Origin of the sequence: Streptomyces sp. NPDC015345, from assembly GCF_043078805.1 — a bacterium.
Lineage (GTDB): Bacteria > Actinomycetota > Actinomycetes > Streptomycetales > Streptomycetaceae > Streptomyces.
This window is the reverse complement of record NZ_JBIBTX010000001.1, coordinates 84,817-107,267: the sequence shown is the minus strand read 5'-3', so window position 1 is coordinate 107,267 and position 22,451 is coordinate 84,817. Positions and strand designations below refer to the sequence as shown.

Sequence of the window (22,451 nt, the reverse complement as noted above, 5' to 3'; positions counted from 1 at the left end):
ACATATCTAGTTAGGTTGCATTCCTGACTAGGTCGCTCTACGGTCTAGGTAGCTCAGACGCTCAAGGGGGGTGCGGGCACGCGCCACCGCGCACGTCCGCGCCCCCTCCGGGAAGGGGGACCCCGCCATGACCATCTCGCCGGACTTCTCACCCGCCGCCACGGCTCTCACGGCCGCGATCGGCGCCTATCTGCTGCTCGGGGAGCCCCTGCTCGGCCGCCGCATGTACGCCTCGCTGGCCCGCCGCCGCGCCACCGAACCCGGCGCCCTCGTCCGCTACTTCCGCGTCGTGCTCGCGCTGTGGTGGGCCCTCGCCGCCCTGGCGGCCGCGGCGCTGCTGCTCTCGCCGGGCACGGCCGCCGCCGACCTCGGCATCGCCTCGCCCGACAAGCCCGCCGTCGTCGCGGTCGGCGTCCTGTTCTGCGTGGTGATCGCGGTGACCTCCGGTCGCGCGCTCCGCGACCTCGACCGGCAGGGCAAGCACGTACCCGGGCGCGCCGCCATCGAGGCGATGCTGCCGGGCACGCCCCGCGAGCGCGCCCTCGCCGTCGCCTTCGGCGTGAGCGACGGCATCTGCGCGGAGTTCGTCTACCGCGGCCTGCTCATCGCCTTCGGCGTCGGCGTGCTCGGCCTCCACCTCTACGCCGCCGCGGCCCTCTCCGTGCTCGTCTACGCCGTCGCCGGCTACTACCAGGGCCGCCAGGGACTCCTCGTCTTCGCCGTCTTCGGCGCGCTGCTCACCGGCCTGTACCTGGCCACCGGCAGCCTGCTCCTGCCTGTGGCCCTGCACGTCATCCTCAGTGTGCGCGATCTGACAACGCTCACGCCGCCGACGCCGTCCGCGCCGCCCACGGCGTCCGCGGCGCCGCTCACCGCCAAGTGAAGGGCCCGAGAACGTGACCGCCGACCGCCGCGCCAGCTGGTTCAAGGGCGTACTCGACCTTCTCGTACTCGCGAGCCTCACCGACGGCGAGAGCTACGGCTACGAGATCGCCAAACTTCTCGGAGCCGCCGGCTTCGGCCAGATCAAGGGCGGCACGCTCTACCCCGTGCTGAACCGCCTGGAGGAGGCGGGCCTGGTCGCCGCCGAGTTCCGCGCCGCCGAGAAGGGGCCGGGACGGCGCTACTACCGGCTCACCGACGCCGGGCGCGAGACCCTCGGCGAGCAGGGCGGGCTGTGGCTCGCCTTCGACGGCTCCGTACGGGAGATCCTCGCGAAGGCGGGTGTGCGATGAGCACCCCACACACCCCGCACACACAGGACGGCTACCTCATCGACCTCGCCGAGCGGCTCCTCGCGCACGGCCTGCCCGCCGACCGCGTCGAGGCGACCGTCGCGGACCTGGCCGCGCACCTGGAGGAGTCCGGCGCCGAGGACGCGGAGACGGAGTTCGGCCCGGCGCGGGACTTCGCCCGGCAGCTGGCCCCCGAGGCCGCCACCCCCGACGGGCCCCCGGAGGGACACGTCGAGACCTGGCGCTGGACCGCCGACACCTACGTCGACGAGGAACTCCTGAACCGCTTCGGCGACCAGGGCTGGGAGGTCGAGCGCGTCGACGCCCTCGGCCGCTTCGTCAGCCACCGGGATCTCGCGCGGCCCCAGCGGTGGGAGTACCGCAGGGAACTGATCACGCGCGGCCGCGAAGGCCTGGACGAACGCCTCGCCCCCGACGGCTGGGAGGCCTGCGGCACCTGGGTGGTCTACGCCTGGTTCAAGCGACCCAGGGCGGCAAGCCTCGGCCCGGCGGCGGAGATCGCCGCGCCCCCGCCGGTCCCGGAGCGGACGAACTTCCTCAGCCGGAAGTTCTACGCCCTGCTCGCCGTCCTCGGGGCGACCGTGGCGCTGGCGGGCCTGTGGGCCGCGCTCGACGACGGCGAGGCGAGCACGGGGCTCGGCTTCACCGGCGGTCTGCTGTTCGGCGCGGCCGTGCCGCTGACGCTGACCCTCGGCTTCCGGCTGTGGAGCAACAGGCGCGGCCGGGGGCGCTGACGGGCACGGACGCGGGCGTGGACAAGTGCGGACGCGGGCACTGACAGGTACACACGCGCGCGCGGCACTGACAGGTGTACACACGCGCGCGGGCCCCGGGGGCGGCACCCCGGGGCCCGCGCGCGTGTGCCGCCTCAGCCCTTCAGCGCCGCCTCCATCATCGCCTTGGCGATCGGCGCCGCCAGGCCGTTGCCGCTGACCTCGTCGCGGGCCGCGCTCGACGACTCGATCATCACCGCGACCGCCACCTCCTGGCCGTCCGCGCCCTTGGCGTACGAGGTGAACCACGCGTACGGCGTCTTGCTGTTGTTCTCGCCGTGCTGGGCCGTGCCCGTCTTGCCGCCGACCGTCGCGCCGTCGATCTGCGCGTTCGAACCCGTGCCCTTCTCGACGACCGTCCGCATCGCCGACTGGAGGCCCTCGGCGACGGACTCGCTCATCACACGCTGGGAGTCCCCGTCGCCGAACTTCTCCAGGACGTTGCCGTCGGCGTCCGTGATCTGCGAGACCATGTGCGGCGCGGCGAGCTCGCCGCCGTTGGCGATCGCCGCCGACACCATCGACATCTGGAGCGGTGTCGCCGTCACGTCGAACTGGCCGATGCCCGACAGGCCCGTCTGGGCCTTGTCCATGCCGGAGGGGTACACGCTCTTCGCCGCGCGCACCGGCACATCCAGCTTGTCCGCGCCGAAGCCCAGCTTCTCCGCCATCGCCTTGACCTTGTCCTGGCCCAGGTCGACGGCCATCTTCGCGAAGACGTTGTTGCAGGAGTACTGGAGACCCGTGCGGATCGTCGCGTTCTCGCACGGCGCCGAGGGGTTCTCGTTCCGCAGGACCGTCGTCGTGCCCGGCAGCGTGTACGGGTTCGGGCTGGCGGTCCTCGCGTCCACCGAGGAGTAGAGCCCGTCCTCCAGGGCGGCCGCCGCGACGACCAGCTTGAACGTCGAGCCGGGCGGCAGCGGCTGGCGCATCGCCCGGTTCACCATCGGCTTCTCCTTGTCGGACGTCAGCGCCTGCCACTCCTTCGAGTCCGTGGAACCGCTGATCTTCGACGGGTCGTACGACGGCGTCGAGACCATGCCGAGGATCTTGCCGGTCTTGGGGTCGAGCGCGACCGCCGCGCCCTTGGTGTCCCCGAGCGCCTTGTACCCCGCCTTCTGCACCGCCGGGTCGATGGTCGTCACCACGTCGCCGGGGTCGGCGCGCTTGTCGGTGACCGTGTCGAGCGGCTTCTTCAGGCGGTTGTCGGTGCCGTCCAGGAGGTCCTTGTAGATGCCCTCCAGCTGGGTGGCGCCGTACACCTGCGAGCTGTAGCCCGTCACGGGTGAGTACAGGGCGCCGTTCTTGTACGTGCGCTTGTAGGCGAGGTCCCCTCCTGTCGTCCGCGCGGAGCCGGTGATGGCCTCACCGCCCACGATGATGTCGCCCAGCGGGTTCGCGTACTGCTCGATCGCGTTGCGCCGGTTGTGCTTGTCGTCCGCGAGCGCCTTGCCGTCGTAGAACTGCACCCACGTCGCCCGCACCAGCAGGGCGAGCACGAGCAGCAGAGCGAAGACCGAGGCGCGCCTGATCGTCTTGTTCATCCCACGGAAGGACGAGCGAGGGGGAAGGTTTCGTTCCCTTCTGGTCCCCTTGCGACCGTTTTCTCAGAGAGTCCTCATGAACCGCGGCCGTCGGCCGCTTCTGCGCACCAGAAACAGCCACCAGCACAGCACAAGGCCCAGTTTTCGACAGGTCTATGGGTTGACCCACTGGGGCGGGGCTCTTCCCTCCGCGTCAGCCGGTCTTGCCGCCAGTGAGGGCGATGTCCAGGTGCGCGAGCAGCGTGTCCAGTGTGGCCAGCTGTTGCGGTTCGAGACGGCCGAAGCGCTGGCGAAGTACCTGCGTGCCCGCTTCTTCCGCGGCCTTTAGTGCCGTGCGGCCGATGTCGGTGATAGAGACGGTCTTGCGGCGGCGGTCCTCGGGGTCGCCGGTTCGGGCGACCATGCCGAGGCGCTCCAGGCCTTCCACGACCTGGGTGACGGAGCGCGGTGCTTGGCCGAGGGAGGCGGCCAGCTGCGCTTGGTGGAGCGCGCCGCATGCCGCCAGTGCCTGAAGCACCTTGGTGCGGGACAGGGACAGGCCGGCGGTCGCCAGCATGTGCTGGTCGACCTGTTCGCGCAGGCTGTACGCGAGGGCCAGGAAGGACATTCCCACCTGCTCAGGGGCGCTGCCCGCCGTTGTTGATTCGTGCTGCTCCATGGTTCGGGTATCCTCGCACAACATAATCATGAGGTACCTCACGAAAGGGGTTGCGGGATGGATCGTCCAGTCGCCGTGGTCACCGGAGCCACCTCCGGACTGGGCCGCATCGCCGCCTTCGAGCTGGCCCGCCGGGGCTACCGCATCGGCACCGTGGCCCGCTCCCGCAGCAAGGCGCAGGCTCTCGTCACCGACCTGAAGGCGGTGACCGACGAGCCCGTGGATGTCTTCCACGCCGACCTGGGCCTGCTCCGCGACGCCCGCCGTGCGGGCGAGGAGATCGCCGCGCGCTACCCGCGCCTGGACGTCCTGGTCAACAACGCCGGTCTCCATGCCTTCGCGCAGCGCGTCACCACCGAGGGCTTGGCGGAGATGGCGGCGGTGAACTACCTCGGCCCGTTCGTCCTGACCGGGGCGCTGACGGCGAAGCTCGGGTCCTCGGCGCCGGCCCGGATCGTCAACGTGGCCTCCGAAGCGGCCCGGCAGGCGAAAACGATCGTCCCGGCCGAGGACCTGTCGCGCACTGAGCCCTACACCCGCCGGGAGTCGATGCCCCTGTACGGGCGCACAAAGCTGATGAACATCATGTGGACGCAGGAGCTGGCCCGTCGCCTGGACGCGGACAAGGTCACGGTGAACTGCTGCGACCCCGGCTTCAACGCCACCGGATTGGGCCGGGACCTGCCCGGCTCCGCCGTCCTGCAGCGGGTGCTGAACACTCTGAGGATCGGCGATCCCCGCAAGGGCGCCGGCATCATTGTGCGACTGGCCACCGACCCGGCGCTGGCGGGCACCACCGGCGGCTACTTCTCCGCCCGCGGCGCACGCCCCCTGCAGTGCCCCGAGCCCGGCCGGGAGCCGCGCGTGCAGCGGGAGCTGTGGGACGCGACCACGGCACTTCTCGCCGCCCACCCGGTCGGCTGAGACCCGGCACGCCCGCCTCAAGGAGGACACCGCCCGGTACCGGGGTACCGCCCCGGGCGCGGATTCGTCCTCCAGTAGCTCTTTTCGGCCGCAGCCGGCTCCTACGTTCATGGGCGGAGCCTGTCGGGCTCGCCCTCACACATCCGTTTTCCCTCCTGGTGGGAGTAATTTTCGTGGCCACCTTTCTCTACCGGCTCGGCCGGCTCGCCTTCCGGCGGCGCCGGCTGGTGCTGCTGGCGTGGATCGCGGTGCTCGCCGCCGCGGTCATCGGCGTCAGCAGCGTGTCGGGCAGTACGACGGACGACTTCACGCTTCCCGGAACCCAGTCGCAGCAGGCCATCGACCTGCTGGAGAAGGAGTTCCCGCAGGCTTCGGCCTCCGGCGCCACGGCCCGTGTGGTCATGGAGGCTCCGGACGGGCAGAAGCTGACGTCCGCCGCCCACAAGCAGGAGGTGGAGGCGCTGGTCGCCGACCTGCGCAAGGCACCGCAGGTGGCGAACGTGACCGACCCCTTCACCGCCGGCCTGGTCAGCTCCTCGGGCGGCGTCGCCTACGCCCAGGTGACCTACGCCGTCCCGCAGGCCGACATCACTCCCGCCGCGTCAAACGCCCTGCACGAGGTGGCGGACAAGGGCGAGAAGGCGGGCCTGGACGTCAGCCTGGGCGGCAATGCGGTGCTGGAGGAGGAGCAGAGCAACGCGGCCGAACTGATCGGCTTGCTGGTCGCCGCCTTCGTCCTGGTCGTCACCTTCGGTTCGCTGGTCGCGGCGGGACTGCCGCTGTTGTCCGCGATCGTCGGCGTCGGTATCGCCCTGTGCGCCATCACCGTCGTCTCCTCGTTCGTCGACATGGCCTCCAACGCGCAGACTCTGGCGCTCATGCTGGGTCTGGCGGTGGCCATCGACTACGCCCTGTTCATCGTCTCGCGCTACCGCACAGAGCTGCGTGAGGGGCACGCGCCCGAGGAAGCCGCCGGGCGTGCTCTGGGCACCGCGGGCTCGGCGGTGGTCTTCGCCGGCCTGACCGTCGTCATCGCGCTCGCCGGTCTGAGCGTCATCGGTATCGCGATGCTCACCACCATGGGGCTGGCCGCGGCCTTCGCCATCACCGTCGCCGTGCTGGTCGCGCTCACCCTCCTGCCGGCCATGCTGGGCTTCACCGGTACCCGCGTGGCGGGCGGTCGCCTCACCACACGCCGGGTGCGTGCCGAGCAGCGCGGCCGGCGCGTCACGATGGGGGTTCGCTGGGGCCGCTTCGTCACCCGTCACCCCTGGAAGATGCTGCTGGCGTCGGTGGTCGGCCTGGGCGTGCTGGCCATCCCGGCGCTGTCGCTGCGGCTGACTCTGCCCGACGACAGCATGGCGGCCCCCGGCAGCACCCAGCGCGTGGCCTACGACACGCTCGGCAAGGGTTTCGGACCGGGCTTCAGCGGCCCGCTGACCATCGTTGTTGACGCACCCGATGGCGACGCCGCGAAGACCGCGGCCGCGGACACCTCCGCCCTGTTGGAGGGCCTCGACGGCGTCGCCGCCGTACGGCCTCCGGTCTTCAACGAGGCTGGTGACGTGGCCCTGCTCACCGCGGTGCCGGGAAGCTCGCCCACCAGCCAGGAGACCGTCGACCTGGTCGGCGACATCCGCGAGCGCAGCGACGCGGTGGAGAAGGACAGCGGCGCGCAGGTGATGGTGACCGGCACGACCGCGCTCAACATCGACGTCTCCGCCAAACTAGGCGAGGCGATGGTGCCCTACCTGGCCGTCGTCGTCGGCCTCGCGCTGGTCCTGCTGCTTCTCGTGTTCCGCTCGGTCCTGGTCCCGATCAAGGCCGCGGCCGGCTTCCTGCTCAGCGTCGTCGCCACCCTCGGCGTGCTGGTCGCCGTGTTCCAGTGGGGCTGGCTCAAGGACATCTTCGGCGTCGACGAGACCGCACCCATCGTCAGCCTGCTGCCCATCCTGCTGATCGGCGTGGTCTTCGGCCTGGCCATGGACTACGAGGTGTTCCTCGTCTCCGGGATGCGCGAGGCATACGTCCACGGCGCCGGCCCCACCGAAGCGATCGTCACCGGGTTCCGCCACGGCGCCCGCGTGGTCACCGCCGCCGCCATCATCATGATCTCGGTGTTCGCCGGGTTCCTCCTCGACGACATCGCCCTGGTGAAATCCATCGGCATGGGCCTCGCCACCGCGGTCCTCTTCGACGCCTTCGTCATCCGCATGACCCTCGTCCCCGCGGTGATGACCCTGCTCGGCGCACGGGCCTGGGCACTTCCCCGCTGGCTCGACCGCCGCCTGCCCAACGTCGACGTGGAGGGTGAGAAGCTGCGCCGGGTACTGGCCGAACGCGAACGCCAGACCCGCATCCCCGCGCAGAACGACCAGGAGCCGACGGCGCCCGCGCCCCTGGGATAGGCACAGCCCGGCACACCCCGGCACACCCCGACCCCGCCTGCCGGCCCCCATCCCCCGAGGGGCGGCAGGCGGCCCCCGGGGCCCGGACAGCACACCGTGCACCGCACATCAGCTGCCCGGGCCCCTCTGCCCCGCCCGCCGGTTCACGCTCCCCGGGGAGCGGCGGGCGGCCTGCCCGGACAGTGAAAAGGCCCCCACCTGCCATGAGCGAGCCAACCACCCGAGAACCCGTACGCGGCACCTCGCCCCATGCTTCACGGCTTCCGCGGTCACTGACCAGCGACCCCGACCACCGCGTCACGGTGTCGATCATCAGCGGGCTGGCCGCCTGGCGGACGCTCGACCGCGACCACCCCCGGCTGCGGCTGTGGACCGTGCCCGTCTTCTGCGCCGTCCTCGCACTGCCCTCCCTCCTCAACCCGGCCAACCGCGCCCACCTGCCCAGCGAGATCGTCCTCACCCTCGCCTACACGGTTCCGCTGCTGTGGCGCGAACGCCGTCCCGGCCTGGTGTTCGCGATCACCACAGCCGCCTCCGTCCTCGCGCTGCCGCTGAACGTCCTCAACGGTGCCGACGCGGCCCGGATCGTCGCGCTCTACAACGTCGGCCGCCACGGTAGCCACCGCCAGATGGTCCTCGCCTGCACGGTCACCGCCGCCCAGCTCGTTCTCTGGATCGCGGCGTTCTGGGGAAGCGGCCAACTGCAACACGCCAAGCGCCCAGAAATCGTCACGCTGCTGGCCATGCTCGCCGTGACCGCCTGCGCCGGACTGGCCCTCACCGGACGCCTGGCGAAGGCATACATCGTGGCATTGGAGACCGAGCGGGACCAGCACACCCGCCTGGCCGCGGCCTCGGAACGCACCCGCGTCTCCCACGAGATGCACGACATCCTCGGCCACACCCTCGCCGTCATCATCGGGCTCGCCGACGGAGCTGCCGCCCTGGCCAGGTCCCGCTCGGAGAAATCCGCCGACACCCTCGACCTCATCGGCGACAGCAGCCGCGAGGCCCTCGCGGAACTGCGCCGCCTGCTCATCGTGGTCGACAACCCCGCGACACAGCGGGACACCACCCCGCTCGCACCGCAGCCGAACCTTCACGACCTGCCCGCGCTGCTCCACCGCTTCCGCGCCGCAGGTCCCACCGCCGACCTGCACACCAAAGGGGACCTCACACCGCTCGGTCCCGGCCTTCAGCTCACCGTCTACCGCATCGTGCAGGAAGCCCTCACCAACACCCTCAAACACGCCGCGGCCGACACCACCGTCTCCGTCGACCTGTACAGAGACGAGAAGTCGGTGCACATCACGGTGGAGGACACAGGCCCCACCCGTGCGGCGGACAGCGAACGGCACGGCAGGCACAGCGGGCAAGGCCTGGTCGGCATGCGCCACCGCGCCGCCCTCTACCAGGGGCGCATCAGCGCGGGCCCGACCCCCGCCGGCGGCTGGCGCGTCCACACCGTCCTGAGCACCTCCCACACCCTGCCCAGCGCCGTCACGGAGAAGCACCGCATATGACCACCGTCCTCATCGTCGACGACCAGACCTTGCAACGACTGGGCTTTCGCATGCTCCTCGAAGCACAGCCGGACATCTCAGTCGTCGGCGAAGCCTCCCAGGGCCAGGAGGCCGTCCGCCTGACCGCCGAACTGCGTCCCGACGTCGTCCTGATGGACGTCCGGATGCCCGGTGTCAACGGCATCGAGGCCACCCGCCGCATCGTCGAGTCCGGCGGCCGCTCGCGGGTCCTGGTCCTGACCACCTTCGACCTCGACGAGTACGCCTACGAGGCCCTGCGAGCCGGAGCGGCCGGCTTCTTCCTCAAAGACGCACGCCCCGAGGAACTCGTCGTCGGCATCCGGACCGTGGCGGCCGGCGACAGCGTCACCTCCCCGAGCCTGACCCGCAGACTCATCGACGCCTTCACCACCACGCACCCACAACGGACCTCCGCCGCTCCTGTCCTCAGCCCCGCACAGCGACGACAACTGGCCGCCCTGACCGAACGTGAACGCGAAGTCCTCACCGCCGTCGCCGCGGGCTGGTCCAACACCGAGATAGCCGCCCACCTCCACCTGGCCGAGTCGACGGTCAAATCCCACGTCAGCCGCATCCTGGCAAAGATCGATGCCCGCGACCGCGTACAGGCCGTCATCTTCGCCTACGACGTGGGCCTGGCCCGCCCTCAGTGAACCCGCCCGAGCAGGCAGATGGACCCCAGATGCCGCCGTCCGACGCGGCCGTCCCTCCAGCCGGGCGCCGCCGACCCCGGACCAATCAACTCCAACTATTCGACAACTCGCCCGGAGCACCCCGCCGCCATGCACCGACACCCCGGCCCCAGCACCCACGACGGGCGACCCGTCTCCAGCCCGTTCCCACCGGCTGAGGCAGCGGCGTGAGCACCCTCGCGCAGGAAGCCACCGTCGCCGCGGTGAGCATCATCGCCTCAGCCGCCGCACACCGCTACCTCTACCTGAGGCTCGTCAAGGACGTCACAGCGCCCACCCGGCTGCGCCGCGCGGGCGGGGCCACGGCAATCGCACTCACGGTCCTGGTCCCCACCGGTGTCCTCGCCGCCCAGTACGCGAACCCCACACGCATCGCATGGCTGGCCTGGCCGGCCTTCGTGTGGGTCGCCCTGGCCGCCTACCTGCTGATGACACTCGCCGTCCTGGAAATCCCAGCACGCCTCACGGCGCGTGCACTGCGGCGTCGAACCGTAACCGGCCCCGTGATTCCCGAGCAGGCCCTACGGGCGCCGGTCGTGCAGCAGAGCCACCCCGTTACGGCTCCGGTCATGGGCGCCCCGAATCCCCGACCGGCCCAGGAGGCACCGCGGATGGTGGACCGCCGTCTCGTGCTGGCCCGCTCGGTCGCGCTGCTCGCCACCGGAACCGCCGTGGCCACCACCGGCTATGGCTTTCACCGCGGTCTGGGAGCACCCGATGTGAAAGTCGTGCCCGTGGCCCTGCGCCGACTGCACCCCTCACTCGACGGCATGCGCATCACCATGGCCAGCGACCTCCACCTCGGGCCGTTCTTCGGCCGCGCCCACACCGCACGCACGGTCCGGATGATCAACGACACCTCGCCCGACATCGTCGCCATCGTGGGCGATCTCTCCGACGGCACCGCCGGCGACCTGGCCGCTCACGCCGCGCCGCTCACCCGGCTGTCCTCGACCCACGGCACCTTCTTCGTCACGGGCAACCACGACTACCGCCACGATGTCGACGCCTGGATCGCCACACTCGCCGACTTCCGCGTCACCACCCTGCGCAACACCCGAACACTGATCAAACACCGGGGCGGAGCCATCGACATCGCAGGCGTCACCGACGTCACAGGCGAGCAGAACCACGACACACCCGACTACGACAAGGCCCTCGGCGACCGCGACGCCTCCCACCCCGTCGTCCTGCTCGCCCACCAACCCGTGCAGGTGCACGAAGCCGCCCGGCACAAAGTCGATCTCCAACTGTCCGGGCACACACACGGCGGAGCCTTCTTCCCCGGCAACCTGCTCGTGCCGCTGACCCAACCCCTCACAGCGGGACTGGCCACCATCGACCACACACAGCTCTACGTCTCTCGCGGAGTCGGAGCATCCCTGCCACCCATCAGAGTCGGAGCGCCACCCGACATCACAGTCATCGAATTGCGCAGGCAATAACGCACGCGTGGTGCCGGCGAGCCGGACCAGCATCGTCATCGTTGAGGAGCTGGTACTCGCTGGTGTCGCGTGCTCGGTGCGCATCCAGCGCATGCCGTCCCGGCCGACATCCCCCGGCCTTCGGCCCCAGCTCAATCACTCGAAGGAACAATCGATGTCGGGGCTGTGCGCGAGATCAAAAAGCGGACAGGCGATTCGCCTCACTGGATCGCCTGCCGCGAACGGTACGAGTCAGTCGAAGCTCAGACACGATTCACAGAAAGTCGCTCTTCATGAAACCGGCCTCGTACGCCGCGATCACCGCCTGCGTGCGGTCCCGCGCGCCCGTCTTGGCGAGGACGGACGCCACGTGCGTCTTCACCGTCGCCGCGCCCACCCCCATCCGTCCGGCGATCTCCGCGTTGGTCAGCCCCGCCGCCATCAGCCGCAGCACCTCGTTCTCCCGGCCGGTGAGCCGCGCCACCCAGGCGGGTGGTGCGGGCCTGGCGCGTCCGTGCTCGGCGGCCAGGGCGCGCACGGCCGAGGGGAAGAGCAGCGAGTCGCTGTGCGCGACGATGCGCACGGCCTGGACGAGCGCGTCCGCGTCCGCCCGCTTGAGCAGGAACCCGGCGGCGCCCGCGCGCAGCGCCTCGTACACGTACGCGTCGTTCTCGAAGGTCGTCACGACCACGATGCGCGGCGGTCGCGGCATCGTCCGCAGGATCTGCTCGGTGGCGCGGATGCCGTCGATCTCCGGCATGCGGACGTCCATCAGGACCACGTCGGGCTCAAGCTCCCGCACGACCGACACCGCCTCGGCACCGGTCGCCGCCTCGCCGACGACCTCGATGCCCGCCTCGGCGGAGAGGATCGCGCGCAGGGCGGTACGCACCATGCGCTCGTCGTCGGCGAGCACGACCCGCAGGGCGGGGCTCTCGGGGGAGGGTGCGGTCGTCATGCGTGTCCTTTCAGCGGAAGTCGTACGTCAAGGCGCCACACCCCGTCCGCCGGGCCCGCCGCCGCCGTGCCGCCCAGCAGCCGGGCCCGGTCCGCTATGCCGCGCAGGCCGTGGCCGCCGCCGGGGCGCGGGGCGGGGGAGCGGGGCGGCAGCGGGTTCTCGGCCGTGACGGTGAGGTCGGGTCCTTCCAGGGCGACGCGCAGGGTGACGTCGGTGCCCTCACCGCCGTGCCGCAGGGCGTTGCTCAGCGCCTCCTGCACGATGCGGTACGCCTCACGGGAGACCAGCGGGGGCAGGCCGGCGGGGTCCATGTCGACGGCGGCGCTCACCCGCAGGCCGCCCGCCCCGGTGCGGCGCAGCAGGCCGTCCAGGTCGGCTTCGAGGGTGGGCGCGGGCGCCGTCGCGCGGGCGTCGTCGGCCTCCCGCAACACGCCGAGCACGGCGTCCAGCTCACCGACCGTGCGGCGCGTGGTGTCCTCGATGGCGGCCAGCGCCTCGCGGACGAACTCCGGGTCGTGGTCGAGGACGCGGCGGGCCGCGCTCGCCTGGAGTGTGACGGCGCTCAGCGCGTGGCCCACCGAGTCGTGCAGCTCGCGCGCCAGGCGGTTGCGCACCGCGAGGTCGGCGGCCCGCTGCTCGGCGGCCGCGAGCCGGTCGGCGGGCGTGGGCCCGAGCAGTTCCGGCGCCCAGCGGGCGAGGAGCCCGCCGGCGGTGGCCGCGCACGCCGCTAGCGCGACCAGCGACGCGCAGCCGATGACCGGGGAGAGCGCCACCATCCAGGGCTCCCCGAAGACTTCGGGCAGCCCGATGCGGCTGCCCCCGAACACGACGAAGAACGGCAGCGCGATCAGCACGCAGGCGAACGGCGGCAGCGCGAGCGACATGCCGCTGACGATCCCGCCGAGGCCGAGGTGCAGCGTGAACCAGGCGGCGGTCCGCCCCCGCGCCACCCGCCCCCGCGCGGGCGCCTCGGCGAGCGAGTCGTCCGGCACCGCGCACAGCGCCCGCACGGCGGCCACCGACATCGGCCGGGTCAGCGGGAACAGCGCGGTGATCGCGGCCAGCGGCAACCCGGCCGCGAAGGAAGCGAGTTGGGAGGCGAGCGACCCGAAGAACCGGTCGTCGCCGACGAGCGGCCCGACGAGCACCGAACCGACGAAGACGTACGGCATGGAGAGCGCGCCGCCCAGGATCAGATGGATCCACCGGCGGCGCGTCCGACGCCCGAAGAGGGCGGTGGCGAGGGCCCTCACGCCGGTGAACCCGCCCGCTCCTTGAGGAAGCGCACCCCGACGGCGGCCACGAGTATTCCGGTGATCATCTGCACAGAGTAGGCCAGGAGCATGAGGCCGGTGGGCTGTCGGGAGACGTCGTCGGAGGGGCCGACGAGCGAGGCGAACACCAGCCAGCCGCCCCAGCAGCCCACCGCGCCCGAGCCCACCCAGGCCAGCGCGAACGGCACCTTCACGGGCAGCGCGGGAAGCCACCGGAAGGCCGGCACCAGGGCGCCCGTCACAGCGGCGGCGAGGTAGACCATGTCCAGGCACTCCAGGACGTAGAAGTCGGTGGTGCGCGCCTCGGCCTGCGCCGCGCTGAGTCCTGCGGTGGAGCCGGTCGCCCACAGCAGATGGCATACGAGCAGCGCCAGGGCCGGCGGCGCGGCGGCGACGGCGGTGGCCCGCACGCCCCTCGAACCCGCTCCGGGGCGCGGCAGGTCCCCCACGCGCCCGCGCCACAGGTGCCCCCAACGGTCCCGGGCGTACAGCACGAAGAGGGAGCCGAGCGCGATGCCCTGAAGGATGAAACCGGTGTAGACGACGCCGAAGACCCACTCGGCGAGGAACGGCTCGCCCCCGCCGCTCCCCGACGAGCCGTGCACGCTCCCGCCGAACGCCCTGACCAGCAGTTGCAGCGGAAACCCGGCCATGATCGGCACGAGCAGCCCCGTCGCCGCCCACATCGGGAACGCGAGCAGCCACGCGGGTGTCCGCAGGCCCCACGGCCGGGTCAGGAGCAGCACCAGCACGATGACGGCCGCGTCCATCAGCACGGTCAGGCCGTTCGCGAAGATCATCGACGCGCGGTGGTCGAGCAGCGGGCTGCCCTCGGGGATCCCGAGATGACTCCCGCCGATCCAGGCGGCCTTGAGGGCGAGGTAGGGGACACAGGCGGCCAGGGCGACGCACCGCAGCACGCGGCGGGAACGGCTCAGCGCGAACGGCGCGGGGGAGGCCGGCCGCGGGGCGACGGCCAGGAGCGGGTCGGGCAGCGATCGGGGCATGACCCCACGCTCCCGCCAGGAGGGCCCACCGCACCTCCTGCGCCGCGATGATCCGCCTCCCCCGCGCGGCGGAGTCTCAGCCGCCGTCCAGGACGAGGACCACCTCGTCGATCTCCGCCCCGCGCGCCGCCGCGAACCCCCGCTCCCGCGCGGTCTCGCGGAACCCGCACTTCGCCAGGACGCGCCGCGAGCCCGCGTTGTCGGCCGCCGCGCGGGCGTAGAGCGGGCGCTCCGGGATCAGCGCGAGCAGCTCGCGCAGGGCGGCGGTGGCCAGGCCGCGACCCCAGTACGCGCGGTCGATCCAGTACGTCACCTCGCGCTCGCCCGGCTCGCCGTACACCGCGGCGCTGCCGACCACGTCCCCGTCGGCGAGGACCGTGCGCACGTCGACGCCGGGGGAGGTGCGCATCTTCTTCCAGTGCGCGTCGAAGCGGTCCATGTCGCCGGGGTCCTTCGGGGTGAAGGCGGCCATGTGGGCGGACTCGGGGTCGTTCATCTGCCGGAAGAAGACGGGCAGATCGCTGTCGTGCACTTCGCGGAGACTGACATCCATGCGTCAGAGCCTACGAGTTGCCAGTGTCAGCCGGTCGCGCGCGTCGAACAGGGCGTCCTTGACCATCTGTTCGTGGGCGGGCGTGAGCCGCGCCACCGGCACCGAGCAGCTGATCGCGTCCCGCGCCGGGGTGCGGTAGGGGATGGCGACGCCGAAGCAGCGCAGGCCCAGCGTGTTCTCCTCGCGGTCCACGGCGAAGCCCTGCTCGCGCACCGTGTGCAGCTCCTCGATGAGCTTCTCGCGGTCGGTGATGGTGTGCTCGGTGAGCGCGGGCAGCGCCTCCGGGAGCATCTTGCGGACCTGCTCGTCGGTGTGGGTGGCGAGCAGCGCCTTGCCGAGCGAGGTGGAGTGCGCGGGCAGCCTGCGCCCCACCCGGGTGAAGGGCCGCAGGTAGTGCTGGGACTGGCGGGTGGCGAGGTAGACGACGTTCGTGCCGTCGAGCCGGGCCAGGTGGATGGTCTCCGTCGTGTCGTCGGAGAGCCGGTCCAGGGTCGGCCGGGCGGCGGCCACCACCTCGTCGCCGTCGATGTACGAGGTGCCGACCAGCAGGGCGCGTACGCCGATGCCGTACCGCGTGCCGGTCGCGTCGGTCTCCACCCAGCCGAGTTCGACCAGGGTGCGAAGGAGCATGTAGAGGCTCGACTTCGGGTACCCGACCGCTTCCTGGACGGCGGCCAGGGAGTGCATTCCGGGGCGGCCCGCGAAGTACTCGAGCAATTCAACTGTCCGCACCGCGGACTTGACCTGCGCACCGCCTCCGGTCTCGCCAGTCGACATCGCCCTTGACCCCTTAGTTCGCCGAGAAATAGTCTCCGAAGCCTCCGGTCATTCACGAACAGAGACGGCGTTCAGTATATCGAACAGCCCAGGTGAGTGGCATACGTCTGGAAAGGGAATCCGCGGTGGCAGCAGCACCAGTCTGGAGTGTCGACCCCCGAACCGGGAAGCAGCGTGAGCAGGTTGCGGTGGAAGCCACAGCCGAGGAGGTCGGCCGCGCGGTCCGCGCCGCCCGGGACGCGGCGCCCGCACTCGCCGACCGCGCGGTCCGCGCAGCCTTCCTGCGCACCGCCGCCGAGCTGCTCCAGGAGGCGAAGGACCAGCTCGTGGAGGCCGCGGACGCGGAGACCGCGCTCGGCTCCGTCCGCCTCACCGGCGAACTCGCCCGCACCTGCTACCAGCTGCGGGCCTTCGCGGACATAGTCGACGAGGGCGCCTTCCTCGGCGTCGTCATCGACCACCCCGACGCCTCGGCGACCCCGCCCATCCCGGACCTGCGCCGCTACAAGATCCCGCTCGGCGTCGTCGCCGTCTACTCCGCGTCCAACTTCCCCTTCGCCTTCTCCGTGCCCGGCGGCGACACCGCGAGCGCCCTCGCCGCGGGCTGTCCCGTCGTCGTCAAGGCCCACCCCGACCACCCGGGCACCTCCGAGCTGGTCGCCTTGGTGCTGCGCAGGGCCGCCGCCGCGCACGACATCCCCGAGGGCGTCCTCGGCCTCGTACACGGCTTCGAGGCAGGCGTCGAGCTGGTCAAGCACCCGCTGGTTGCGGGCGCCGGGTTCACCGGATCCATCCGCGGCGGCCGCGCCCTCTTCGACGCCGCCGCCGCCCGGCCCGTGCCGATCCCCTTCCACGGCGAGCTCGGCTCCCTCAACCCCGTCGTCGTCACCGAGGCCGCCGCCGCCGAGCGCGCCGAGCAGATCGGCACCGGACTAGCGGGCTCGATGACGCTCGGCGTCGGCCAGTTCTGCGTCAAGCCGGGCCTGGTCCTCGCCCCCGAGGGCGCGGGCGGCGACCGGCTCGTGAAGTCCCTCACCGAGGCGGTCGGCGGCACCGAGGCCGGGGTGCTCCTCGACCACCGGATGCGGGACAACTTCGTCGCCGGGGTGCGCGAGCGCGCCGGACTCCCGGACGTGGACGCCCCGGTGACCCCGGGCGCCGGCGACGAGCACACCGTCAGCGCCGGCTTCCTCACCGTCCCGGCCGCGCGCCTCGCGAGCGAGGGCGAGCACGACCTGCTCCTGGAGGAGTGCTTCGGCCCGGTCACCGTCGTCGCGCGCTACGCGGACGACGCGGAGATCACCGCCGTCCTCTCGCGCCTGCCCGGCAACCTCACGGCGACCGTGCAGCTCTCCTCCGACGAGGCGGCGGGCGTCAGCGGCCGCGGCGCCGAGCTGATCGCCGAGGTCACGCCGCTCGCCGGACGCGTACTCGTCGACGGCTGGCCCACCGGCGTCGCCGTCGCACCCGCCCAGCACCATGGCGGCCCCTACCCGGCCACCACCTCCACCTCGACGTCAGTGGGCGGCACGGCCATCGAGCGCTGGCTGCGCCCGGTCGCCTACCAGAACACCCCGGAGGCCCTGCTCCCGCCGGAGCTGCGCGACGCCAACCCGCTGGGACTGCCGCGGCGCGTGGACGGGCGCCTGGAACACTGACGCCATGGACGTCACCATCGAGCACCTCCCGTTCCCGCTGCGCAGCTACGGCCCCGAAGGCCACTGGTCGTACGAGGAGGGGGTGCTCACCGGCCGGGCCGGGGCCCGGCAGGACCGCTTCGTGCCGCCGACCGGCGCGGCACTGGACTCCGCCTCCGACGCGCCCCGCCTCCTCGGGGCGCCCGAAGGTGACTTCCAGCTGATCGCCCGCGTCACGGTCGGCTTCGCGGCCGCCTTCGACGCGGGCGTGCTGTACCTCCATGTCGGCGAGCGGGAGTGGGCCAAGCTCTGCCTGGAGCGCTCCCCCGACCGGCCCACGATCTGCGCGGTCGTCACCCGCGGCCGCTCCGACGACGCCAACGCCTTCGAGGTGGACGGCGACAGCGCCTGGCTGCGCGTCAGCCGCACCGGCTCGGCGTTCGCCTTCCACGCGTCGACGGACGGCGAACGCTGGACGTTCGTGCGGATCTTCTCGCTCGGCGACGAGGAGTCGGCGGGCGCGGCCCTCGTCGGCTTCATGGCCCAGTCGCCCACCGGCGAGGGCTGCGAGGTGACGTTCGACGGGATCGAGTTCCGCCCCAACTGGCCGAAGGGCCTGCGGGACGGCTCCTGACCGGCGCCCGGCGAGGGGATTCCGCAGGTCTTGGCGCGGCGGAACCTACGGCTTGTGGGTCACCCAGAGCAGTTCCGCCGGCCAGCGGTGTGCCCAGTCGGGCGGGTCGGTCTCGTTGTAGCCGTTGCGTGTTCCCGGTTCGGGCCGCGGCTCGATGAGGTCGTCGATGACCAGACCCGCGCCGCGCAGGACCCTGACCCAGTCGCCGTAGGTGAGCTGATAGCTGGTCGCGCCGTCGCCTTCAGCGATGGTGTGCAGCCCGAAGTAGTCCTGCCGCAGCGTCGTGGTCGCGCGGCCGGCGGCTTCGTCGTAGCAGGCTTCGAACCATGGGCTGGCGACGTTGAACACCAGGCGCCCGCCCGGGGCCAGGACGCGTGCGGCCTGCGGGACGGCGAGGTGCGGGGGCGCCCAGCTGAGCCCACCGAAGTCGCAGAACACCAGGTCGAAGCTGCCGTCGGCGAAGGGGAGCCGTTCGGCGGCGCCTTGCACCAGCGGGTAGCGGGCCGCCCCCATCGCGCGGGCCGCGGCGGCCAGTTGGGCTTCGGACAGGTCGAGCCCGACCACGATGGCGCCCTCGGCGGCGAGCGCCCTGGACCACTGTCCTGCGCCGCAGCCGAGTTCGAGGACGCGCTTGCCGGTGACGTCGCCCAGGGCGTGCAGGTGCGCGTCGGGGATCGAGTACATGCCCCACAGCCGGGGTGCGGCCCCGATGCGCGGGTCGTGCTCGTGCTGGTAGGCGCTGCTGATCCGGTTCCAGAGCCGCCGGTTGGCGGGGATGCTGTCCACGTGCCGACTCCAGCACTGCCCGCCGGGGGCGGTCAATTCGATAAGGGCACCGGCCCTCGCCTCGGTCCGGCCCCGGCTCGGCCCGTGATCGGCCGGACGAGCCTAGACGTGCACCCGGGCCCCCGTGGCCGCCGCCCGCCCGATCGCGTCCAGCAGCCGCTGGCGCCGCACCGCGTGCGCGAAGTCCGGCGCGTGGGCGGTGCCCTGCGTCAGGTCGGCGAGGATCCGGGCGTACTGCGCGCCGACGTTGTACGCCACTTCGTACGACGGAGTCCCGCGCAGCTCGTCCAGCTCCGGCACCCCGAAGTGGCGTTCGGGAACGGGCAGTTCCGCGAGGCCGGTGTCCGGGCCGCGCCCGCCGCGCACGGTCACCGCCGCCTGCTGGAGGTGGCCGGAGTCGCCGGTGACGACGAGGTCCCCCTCCGTGCCGTTGATCTCCCAGTGGAAGTCCGTGCCGCGTGACAGCCCCGACCGGAAATGGGCCGAGACGACGGCGCCCGACGCCAGGCGCCCCGAGACGGCGATCTGGTCGGCGGCCGTCATCGGCGCGGTGCGTCCCGTGCCCGCCTCCCGCACGACGGGCCGCCGCGTCGCCGAGGTCGCGGAGACCTCGGTGAACTCCCCGAGCGCCATGGTCACCGCGTCGACGGTGTGCCCGAAGGGGATCGTCAGCATGGTCGCCCCGTTCGTCTCGTCCAGCAGATACGCGGCGCCCGGCTCGAAGACCGGCCCCCACCCCCGCCCCGAGGCCACCAGACTGGTCGAAAGGACCTTGCCCACGTAGCCGTCGGCGACCAGCTCCCGGACGTACCGGACGGCGGGCGCCGACCGGGCCTGGAGCCCCACGAACGTCCGCACCCCCGCCCGTTCCGCGGCCGCCGCCAGCTCCTCGGCCTCGGCGAGGCCGTTGCCGAGCGGCCACTCGGAGAGCACCGCCTTGCCCGCGCCGAGCGCGGCGAGGACCACCTCGCGGTGCAGCGGCAGGCGCACGCTCACCACGACCAGGTCGACCTGATCGCTGCGGACGAGTTCCTCGGTCGACCCGAAGGCCAGCGGTACGCCGTACTTCTCGGCCGCGGCCCGCGCGGAGGCCTCGCTCGACGCGGACAGGGCACGCAGTTCGTACCCCTTCAGGGCGGACAGCGCGGGCAGGTGGGAGCGGGGCGCCCAGCCGCCGCGGGCGGACAGGCCGACGAGGCCGACGCGGACGGGGGCGCCGAAGGGGGAGACAGCGGTGGAAGTCATGATCGGGACGGTAAGGCGGACCGCGTGGTTACCCGCAAGGGCCGTAACTATATTTTCGGAACCATGACTGGTCAGCCCACGTACACCGGCCTCTCTCCCCAGACCCCCCACACGCCCCACGACATCTACGGCCTGCTCTGCCCCGGCCGCGCGGTCTGGGAGCTGCTCGTCCACAAATGGACGGGCCTCGCCATCACGGCCCTCGCGGACGGTCCGTGCCGCTTCGGCGAGCTGCGCCGCAAGCTGGAGGGCGTCAGCCCCAAGGCGCTCACCCAGACCCTGCGCCGCCTGGAGGACCACGGCCTGGTCCTGCGCACGGTCCACGCGGAGGTCCCGCCCCGCGTCGATTACGAACTGACCGACCTGGGCCGCGGCGCCCTGGAGCCGCTGGCCCACCTGCGCACCTGGATCCGCGCGAACGCGGGAAAGCTCACGGCGGGGGAATGAGCCGCTTTGCCCGTACGTTGACGCCGTGAGCGGAGGCTGCCTCCGCGCCGGCCATCCGCGTACCCCCGTGTCCGCGTACCGCACGACCTGGAGAGAAGCCACACATGCGCGTCGAGATCTGGAGCGACATCGCCTGCCCCTGGTGCTACGTGGGCAAGGCCCGCTTCGAGAAGGCCCTCGCCGCCTTCCCGCACCGTGACGGCGTCGAGGTCGTGCACCGCTCCTTCGAGCTGGACCCGAACCGCGCCAAGGGCGACTTTGGGCCCGTCATCCCGATGCTCATGGGCAAGTACGGCATGACCGAGGAGCAGGCCCGCGAAGGCGAGCGGCGGCTCGGGGAGAACGCCGCGGCCGAGGGCCTCGACTACCTCACCGAGGGCCGCGACCACGGCAGCACCTTCGACATGCACCGCGTCCTGCACCTCGCCAAGGAGCGCGGCAGGCAGGACGAGCTGATCGGCCTGCTCTACCGCGCGAACTTCGCCGAGGAGCGGTCCGTCTTCGAGGACGAGGGGCGCGTCGTCGAGGTCGCCGTCGAGGCCGGTCTTGACGCGGACGAGGTGCGTGCCGTCCTCGCCGACCCCGCCAAGTACGCCGAGGACGTCCGTGCCGACGAGCGCGAGGCCGCCGAACTGGGCGCGAACGGCGTGCCGTTCTTCGTCCTCGACCGCAAGTACGGCATCTCCGGCGCCCAGCCCGCCGAGGTCTTCACGCAGGCCCTTGAGCAGGCGTGGGGCGAGCGTTCACCGCTGACCACCCTCGCGGACGCCGGCGAGGGCGACGCGTGCGGCCCCGACGGATGCGCGGTTCCGCAAAGCGGCTGAGGCGTATAAGAGTTGACCCCATGGCGATCACCATGGGGATCAATGACGTCCGTCGCACCGAGTTCACGCCCACATCGGCGTATCTGAACACCGCGAGCTGCTGTCTGCTGCCGCGCCGCGCGAGCGAGGCCGTGGGCGCACTCGTCGCCGAACTCGGCGAGGGCAGGCCCGGCGGGGCGGGGGACTTCGAGGTCGTCGACGAGGCCCGCGCCTCCTTCGCGCGGCTCGTCGGCGTGGATCCGGGGCGCGTGGCCACCGGCGCCTCGGTCGCCACGCACGTCGGACTGATCGCGGCCTCGCTGCCGCCCGGCGCCGAAGTCCTCCTTCCCGAGGGCGAGTTCGCGTCCGTCGTGAACCCCTTCGTCGTACGGGGCGACCTCCGGCCGCGCCACGTGCCCCTGGAGTCCCTCGCGGAATCCGTGCGCCCCGGCACCGCGCTCGTCGCCTTCTCCGCCGTCCAGTCGGCCGACGGCAGGACCGCGGATCTGGCGGCGGTGCGGGAGGCCGCGGCCGCGCACGGCGCCCGTACGCTCGTCGACGCCACGCAGGCGGTGGGCTGGCTGCCGTTCGACGCGGGGCTGTACGACTACACCGTCACCGGCGCCTACAAGTGGCTGCTGTGCCCGCGCGGCACGCAGTTCCTCACGGTGAGCGAGGCGGCGCAGGAGTCCCTGATCCCGCTGCACGGCGGCTGGCTCGCGGCGGCCGACACCTGGAACTCGACGTACGGACCGCTGACCGAACTCGCCCCGGACGCCCGCCGGTTCGACGAGGGACCGGCCTTTCTCGCCTATCACGGGGCGGCGGCCGCGCTCGCGGTCCTGGAGGAGGCCGGCGTCGAAGCCGTGCACGCCCATGACACGGCCCTCGCCGCACGGTATCGCGCGGGCCTCGCGGAGCTGGGCCACGTCCCCGTGCCCGGGACGTCCCCCATCGTGGCAGTGCCCGGCCTCGGCGGGCGTCAGCCGGAGCTGGCCCGCGCCAAGGTCGTCACCTCGGCCCGCGCCGGGCATCTGCGGGCGTCGTTCCACCTGTACAACACGGAGGCGGACGTGGACCGGCTCCTCGACGTGCTGTCCGGCTGAC

General features: G+C 72.2%; 22 protein-coding genes. 13 read left to right on the top strand and 9 right to left on the bottom strand.

The window, feature by feature from the left end; translation table 11 throughout:
• Positions 1-127 precede the first annotated feature (127 nt).
• Genes ACF062_RS00535 through ACF062_RS00525 form a run of 3 tightly spaced genes read left to right on the top strand, consistent with a single transcriptional unit; the run spans position 128 to position 1,990 of the window.
• Complete coding sequence (locus ACF062_RS00535; protein ID WP_392133829.1) at positions 128-883, top strand: CPBP family intramembrane glutamic endopeptidase; 756 nt, start codon at positions 128-130, stop codon at positions 881-883.
• Between the two features lie 13 nt (positions 884-896).
• Complete coding sequence (locus ACF062_RS00530; protein ID WP_356577641.1) at positions 897-1,235, top strand: PadR family transcriptional regulator; 339 nt, start codon at positions 897-899, stop codon at positions 1,233-1,235.
• The gene (locus ACF062_RS00525; protein WP_392133826.1) at positions 1,232-1,990 is read left to right on the top strand and encodes a hypothetical protein; all 759 of its coding nucleotides are present in this window, start codon (positions 1,232-1,234) and stop codon (positions 1,988-1,990) included. Before ACF062_RS00530 ends, ACF062_RS00525 begins: the two co-directional genes overlap by 4 nt.
• A gap of 134 nt (positions 1,991-2,124) precedes the next feature.
• Here the strand turns inward: ACF062_RS00525 and ACF062_RS00520 are convergent, their stop codons facing one another.
• Entirely contained in the window at positions 2,125-3,573 is a 1,449-nt protein-coding gene (locus tag ACF062_RS00520) for a peptidoglycan D,D-transpeptidase FtsI family protein (RefSeq protein WP_392133823.1), read from the bottom strand.
• Positions 3,574-3,766: 193 nt separating this feature from the next.
• Positions 3,767-4,231, bottom strand: a complete 465-nt coding sequence (locus ACF062_RS00515) for a MarR family winged helix-turn-helix transcriptional regulator (RefSeq protein WP_392133821.1) — start codon at positions 4,229-4,231, stop codon at positions 3,767-3,769.
• A gap of 57 nt (positions 4,232-4,288) precedes the next feature.
• On the opposite strand from ACF062_RS00515, the gene ACF062_RS00510 reads away from it, so the two are divergent.
• The 5 genes from ACF062_RS00510 (at position 4,289) to ACF062_RS00490 (ending at position 11,244) form a co-directional block, all read left to right on the top strand.
• A complete protein-coding gene (locus ACF062_RS00510) occupies positions 4,289-5,155 on the top strand; it encodes an SDR family NAD(P)-dependent oxidoreductase (protein WP_392133818.1) in 867 nt (288 codons plus the stop codon).
• Between the two features lie 173 nt (positions 5,156-5,328).
• Positions 5,329-7,563, top strand: coding sequence for an MMPL family transporter (locus tag ACF062_RS00505; protein ID WP_392133815.1), 2,235 nt, complete (start codon positions 5,329-5,331; stop codon positions 7,561-7,563).
• Between the two features lie 203 nt (positions 7,564-7,766).
• Positions 7,767-9,086 (top strand): sensor histidine kinase, encoded by a 1,320-nt coding sequence (locus ACF062_RS00500; protein ID WP_392133812.1) that lies wholly within the window; start codon positions 7,767-7,769, stop codon positions 9,084-9,086.
• Positions 9,083-9,760, top strand: a complete 678-nt coding sequence (locus tag ACF062_RS00495) for a response regulator (RefSeq protein ID WP_392133808.1) — start codon at positions 9,083-9,085, stop codon at positions 9,758-9,760. Before ACF062_RS00500 ends, ACF062_RS00495 begins: the two co-directional genes overlap by 4 nt.
• Before the next feature lie 206 nt (positions 9,761-9,966).
• Positions 9,967-11,244, top strand: coding sequence for a metallophosphoesterase (locus tag ACF062_RS00490; protein WP_392133805.1), 1,278 nt, complete (start codon positions 9,967-9,969; stop codon positions 11,242-11,244).
• A gap of 253 nt (positions 11,245-11,497) precedes the next feature.
• On the opposite strand, the gene ACF062_RS00485 is transcribed toward ACF062_RS00490, so the two are convergent.
• The 5 genes from ACF062_RS00485 to ACF062_RS00465 form a co-directional block, all read right to left on the bottom strand.
• On the bottom strand, positions 11,498-12,181 hold the full coding sequence (locus tag ACF062_RS00485) for a response regulator (protein WP_392133802.1): 684 nt from the start codon (positions 12,179-12,181) through the stop codon (positions 11,498-11,500).
• Positions 12,178-13,434, bottom strand: a complete 1,257-nt coding sequence (locus ACF062_RS00480; protein WP_392133800.1) for a sensor histidine kinase — start codon at positions 13,432-13,434, stop codon at positions 12,178-12,180. The genes ACF062_RS00485 and ACF062_RS00480 overlap by 4 nt, the downstream gene beginning before the upstream one ends.
• The gene (locus ACF062_RS00475; RefSeq protein ID WP_392133797.1) at positions 13,431-14,462 is read right to left on the bottom strand and encodes a hypothetical protein; all 1,032 of its coding nucleotides are present in this window, start codon (positions 14,460-14,462) and stop codon (positions 13,431-13,433) included. Before ACF062_RS00475 ends, ACF062_RS00480 begins: the two co-directional genes overlap by 4 nt.
• Positions 14,463-14,538: 76 nt before the next feature.
• Entirely contained in the window at positions 14,539-15,015 is a 477-nt protein-coding gene (locus tag ACF062_RS00470; RefSeq protein ID WP_320591323.1) for a GNAT family N-acetyltransferase, read from the bottom strand.
• 3 nt (positions 15,016-15,018) lie between these two features.
• Complete coding sequence (locus ACF062_RS00465; protein ID WP_356577655.1) at positions 15,019-15,792, bottom strand: IclR family transcriptional regulator; 774 nt, start codon at positions 15,790-15,792, stop codon at positions 15,019-15,021.
• A gap of 125 nt (positions 15,793-15,917) precedes the next feature.
• Between ACF062_RS00465 and ACF062_RS00460 the strand changes: the two genes are divergently transcribed.
• Together ACF062_RS00460 and ACF062_RS00455 are read left to right on the top strand one after the other, a co-directional pair.
• Entirely contained in the window at positions 15,918-17,450 is a 1,533-nt protein-coding gene (locus ACF062_RS00460) for an aldehyde dehydrogenase (NADP(+)) (RefSeq protein ID WP_392133792.1), read from the top strand.
• 4 nt (positions 17,451-17,454) lie between these two features.
• On the top strand, positions 17,455-18,063 hold the full coding sequence (locus ACF062_RS00455; protein WP_392133789.1) for a DUF1349 domain-containing protein: 609 nt from the start codon (positions 17,455-17,457) through the stop codon (positions 18,061-18,063).
• A gap of 45 nt (positions 18,064-18,108) precedes the next feature.
• Here ACF062_RS00455 and ACF062_RS00450 read toward each other — a convergent pair whose 3' ends face one another.
• Both ACF062_RS00450 and ACF062_RS00445 read right to left on the bottom strand, forming a co-directional pair.
• Positions 18,109-18,849 carry a class I SAM-dependent methyltransferase gene (locus ACF062_RS00450; protein WP_392133786.1) on the bottom strand — a complete coding sequence of 247 codons (741 nt, stop codon included), beginning with the start codon at positions 18,847-18,849 and terminating at the stop codon, positions 18,109-18,111.
• 102 nt (positions 18,850-18,951) lie between these two features.
• Positions 18,952-20,094, bottom strand: a complete 1,143-nt coding sequence (locus tag ACF062_RS00445; protein ID WP_392133783.1) for a Gfo/Idh/MocA family protein — start codon at positions 20,092-20,094, stop codon at positions 18,952-18,954.
• 63 nt (positions 20,095-20,157) lie between these two features.
• Between ACF062_RS00445 and ACF062_RS00440 the strand changes: the two genes are divergently transcribed.
• From ACF062_RS00440 to ACF062_RS00430, 3 genes are all read left to right on the top strand, one after another.
• Positions 20,158-20,541 (top strand): winged helix-turn-helix transcriptional regulator, encoded by a 384-nt coding sequence (locus ACF062_RS00440; protein WP_392133780.1) that lies wholly within the window; start codon positions 20,158-20,160, stop codon positions 20,539-20,541.
• Positions 20,542-20,645: 104 nt separating this feature from the next.
• On the top strand, positions 20,646-21,365 hold the full coding sequence (locus ACF062_RS00435) for a DsbA family oxidoreductase (protein ID WP_392133777.1): 720 nt from the start codon (positions 20,646-20,648) through the stop codon (positions 21,363-21,365).
• A 20-nt stretch (positions 21,366-21,385) separates the two neighbouring features.
• The gene (locus ACF062_RS00430) at positions 21,386-22,450 is read left to right on the top strand and encodes an aminotransferase class V-fold PLP-dependent enzyme (RefSeq protein WP_392133774.1); all 1,065 of its coding nucleotides are present in this window, start codon (positions 21,386-21,388) and stop codon (positions 22,448-22,450) included.
• The last annotated feature ends 1 nt before the right edge of the window (position 22,451 follow it).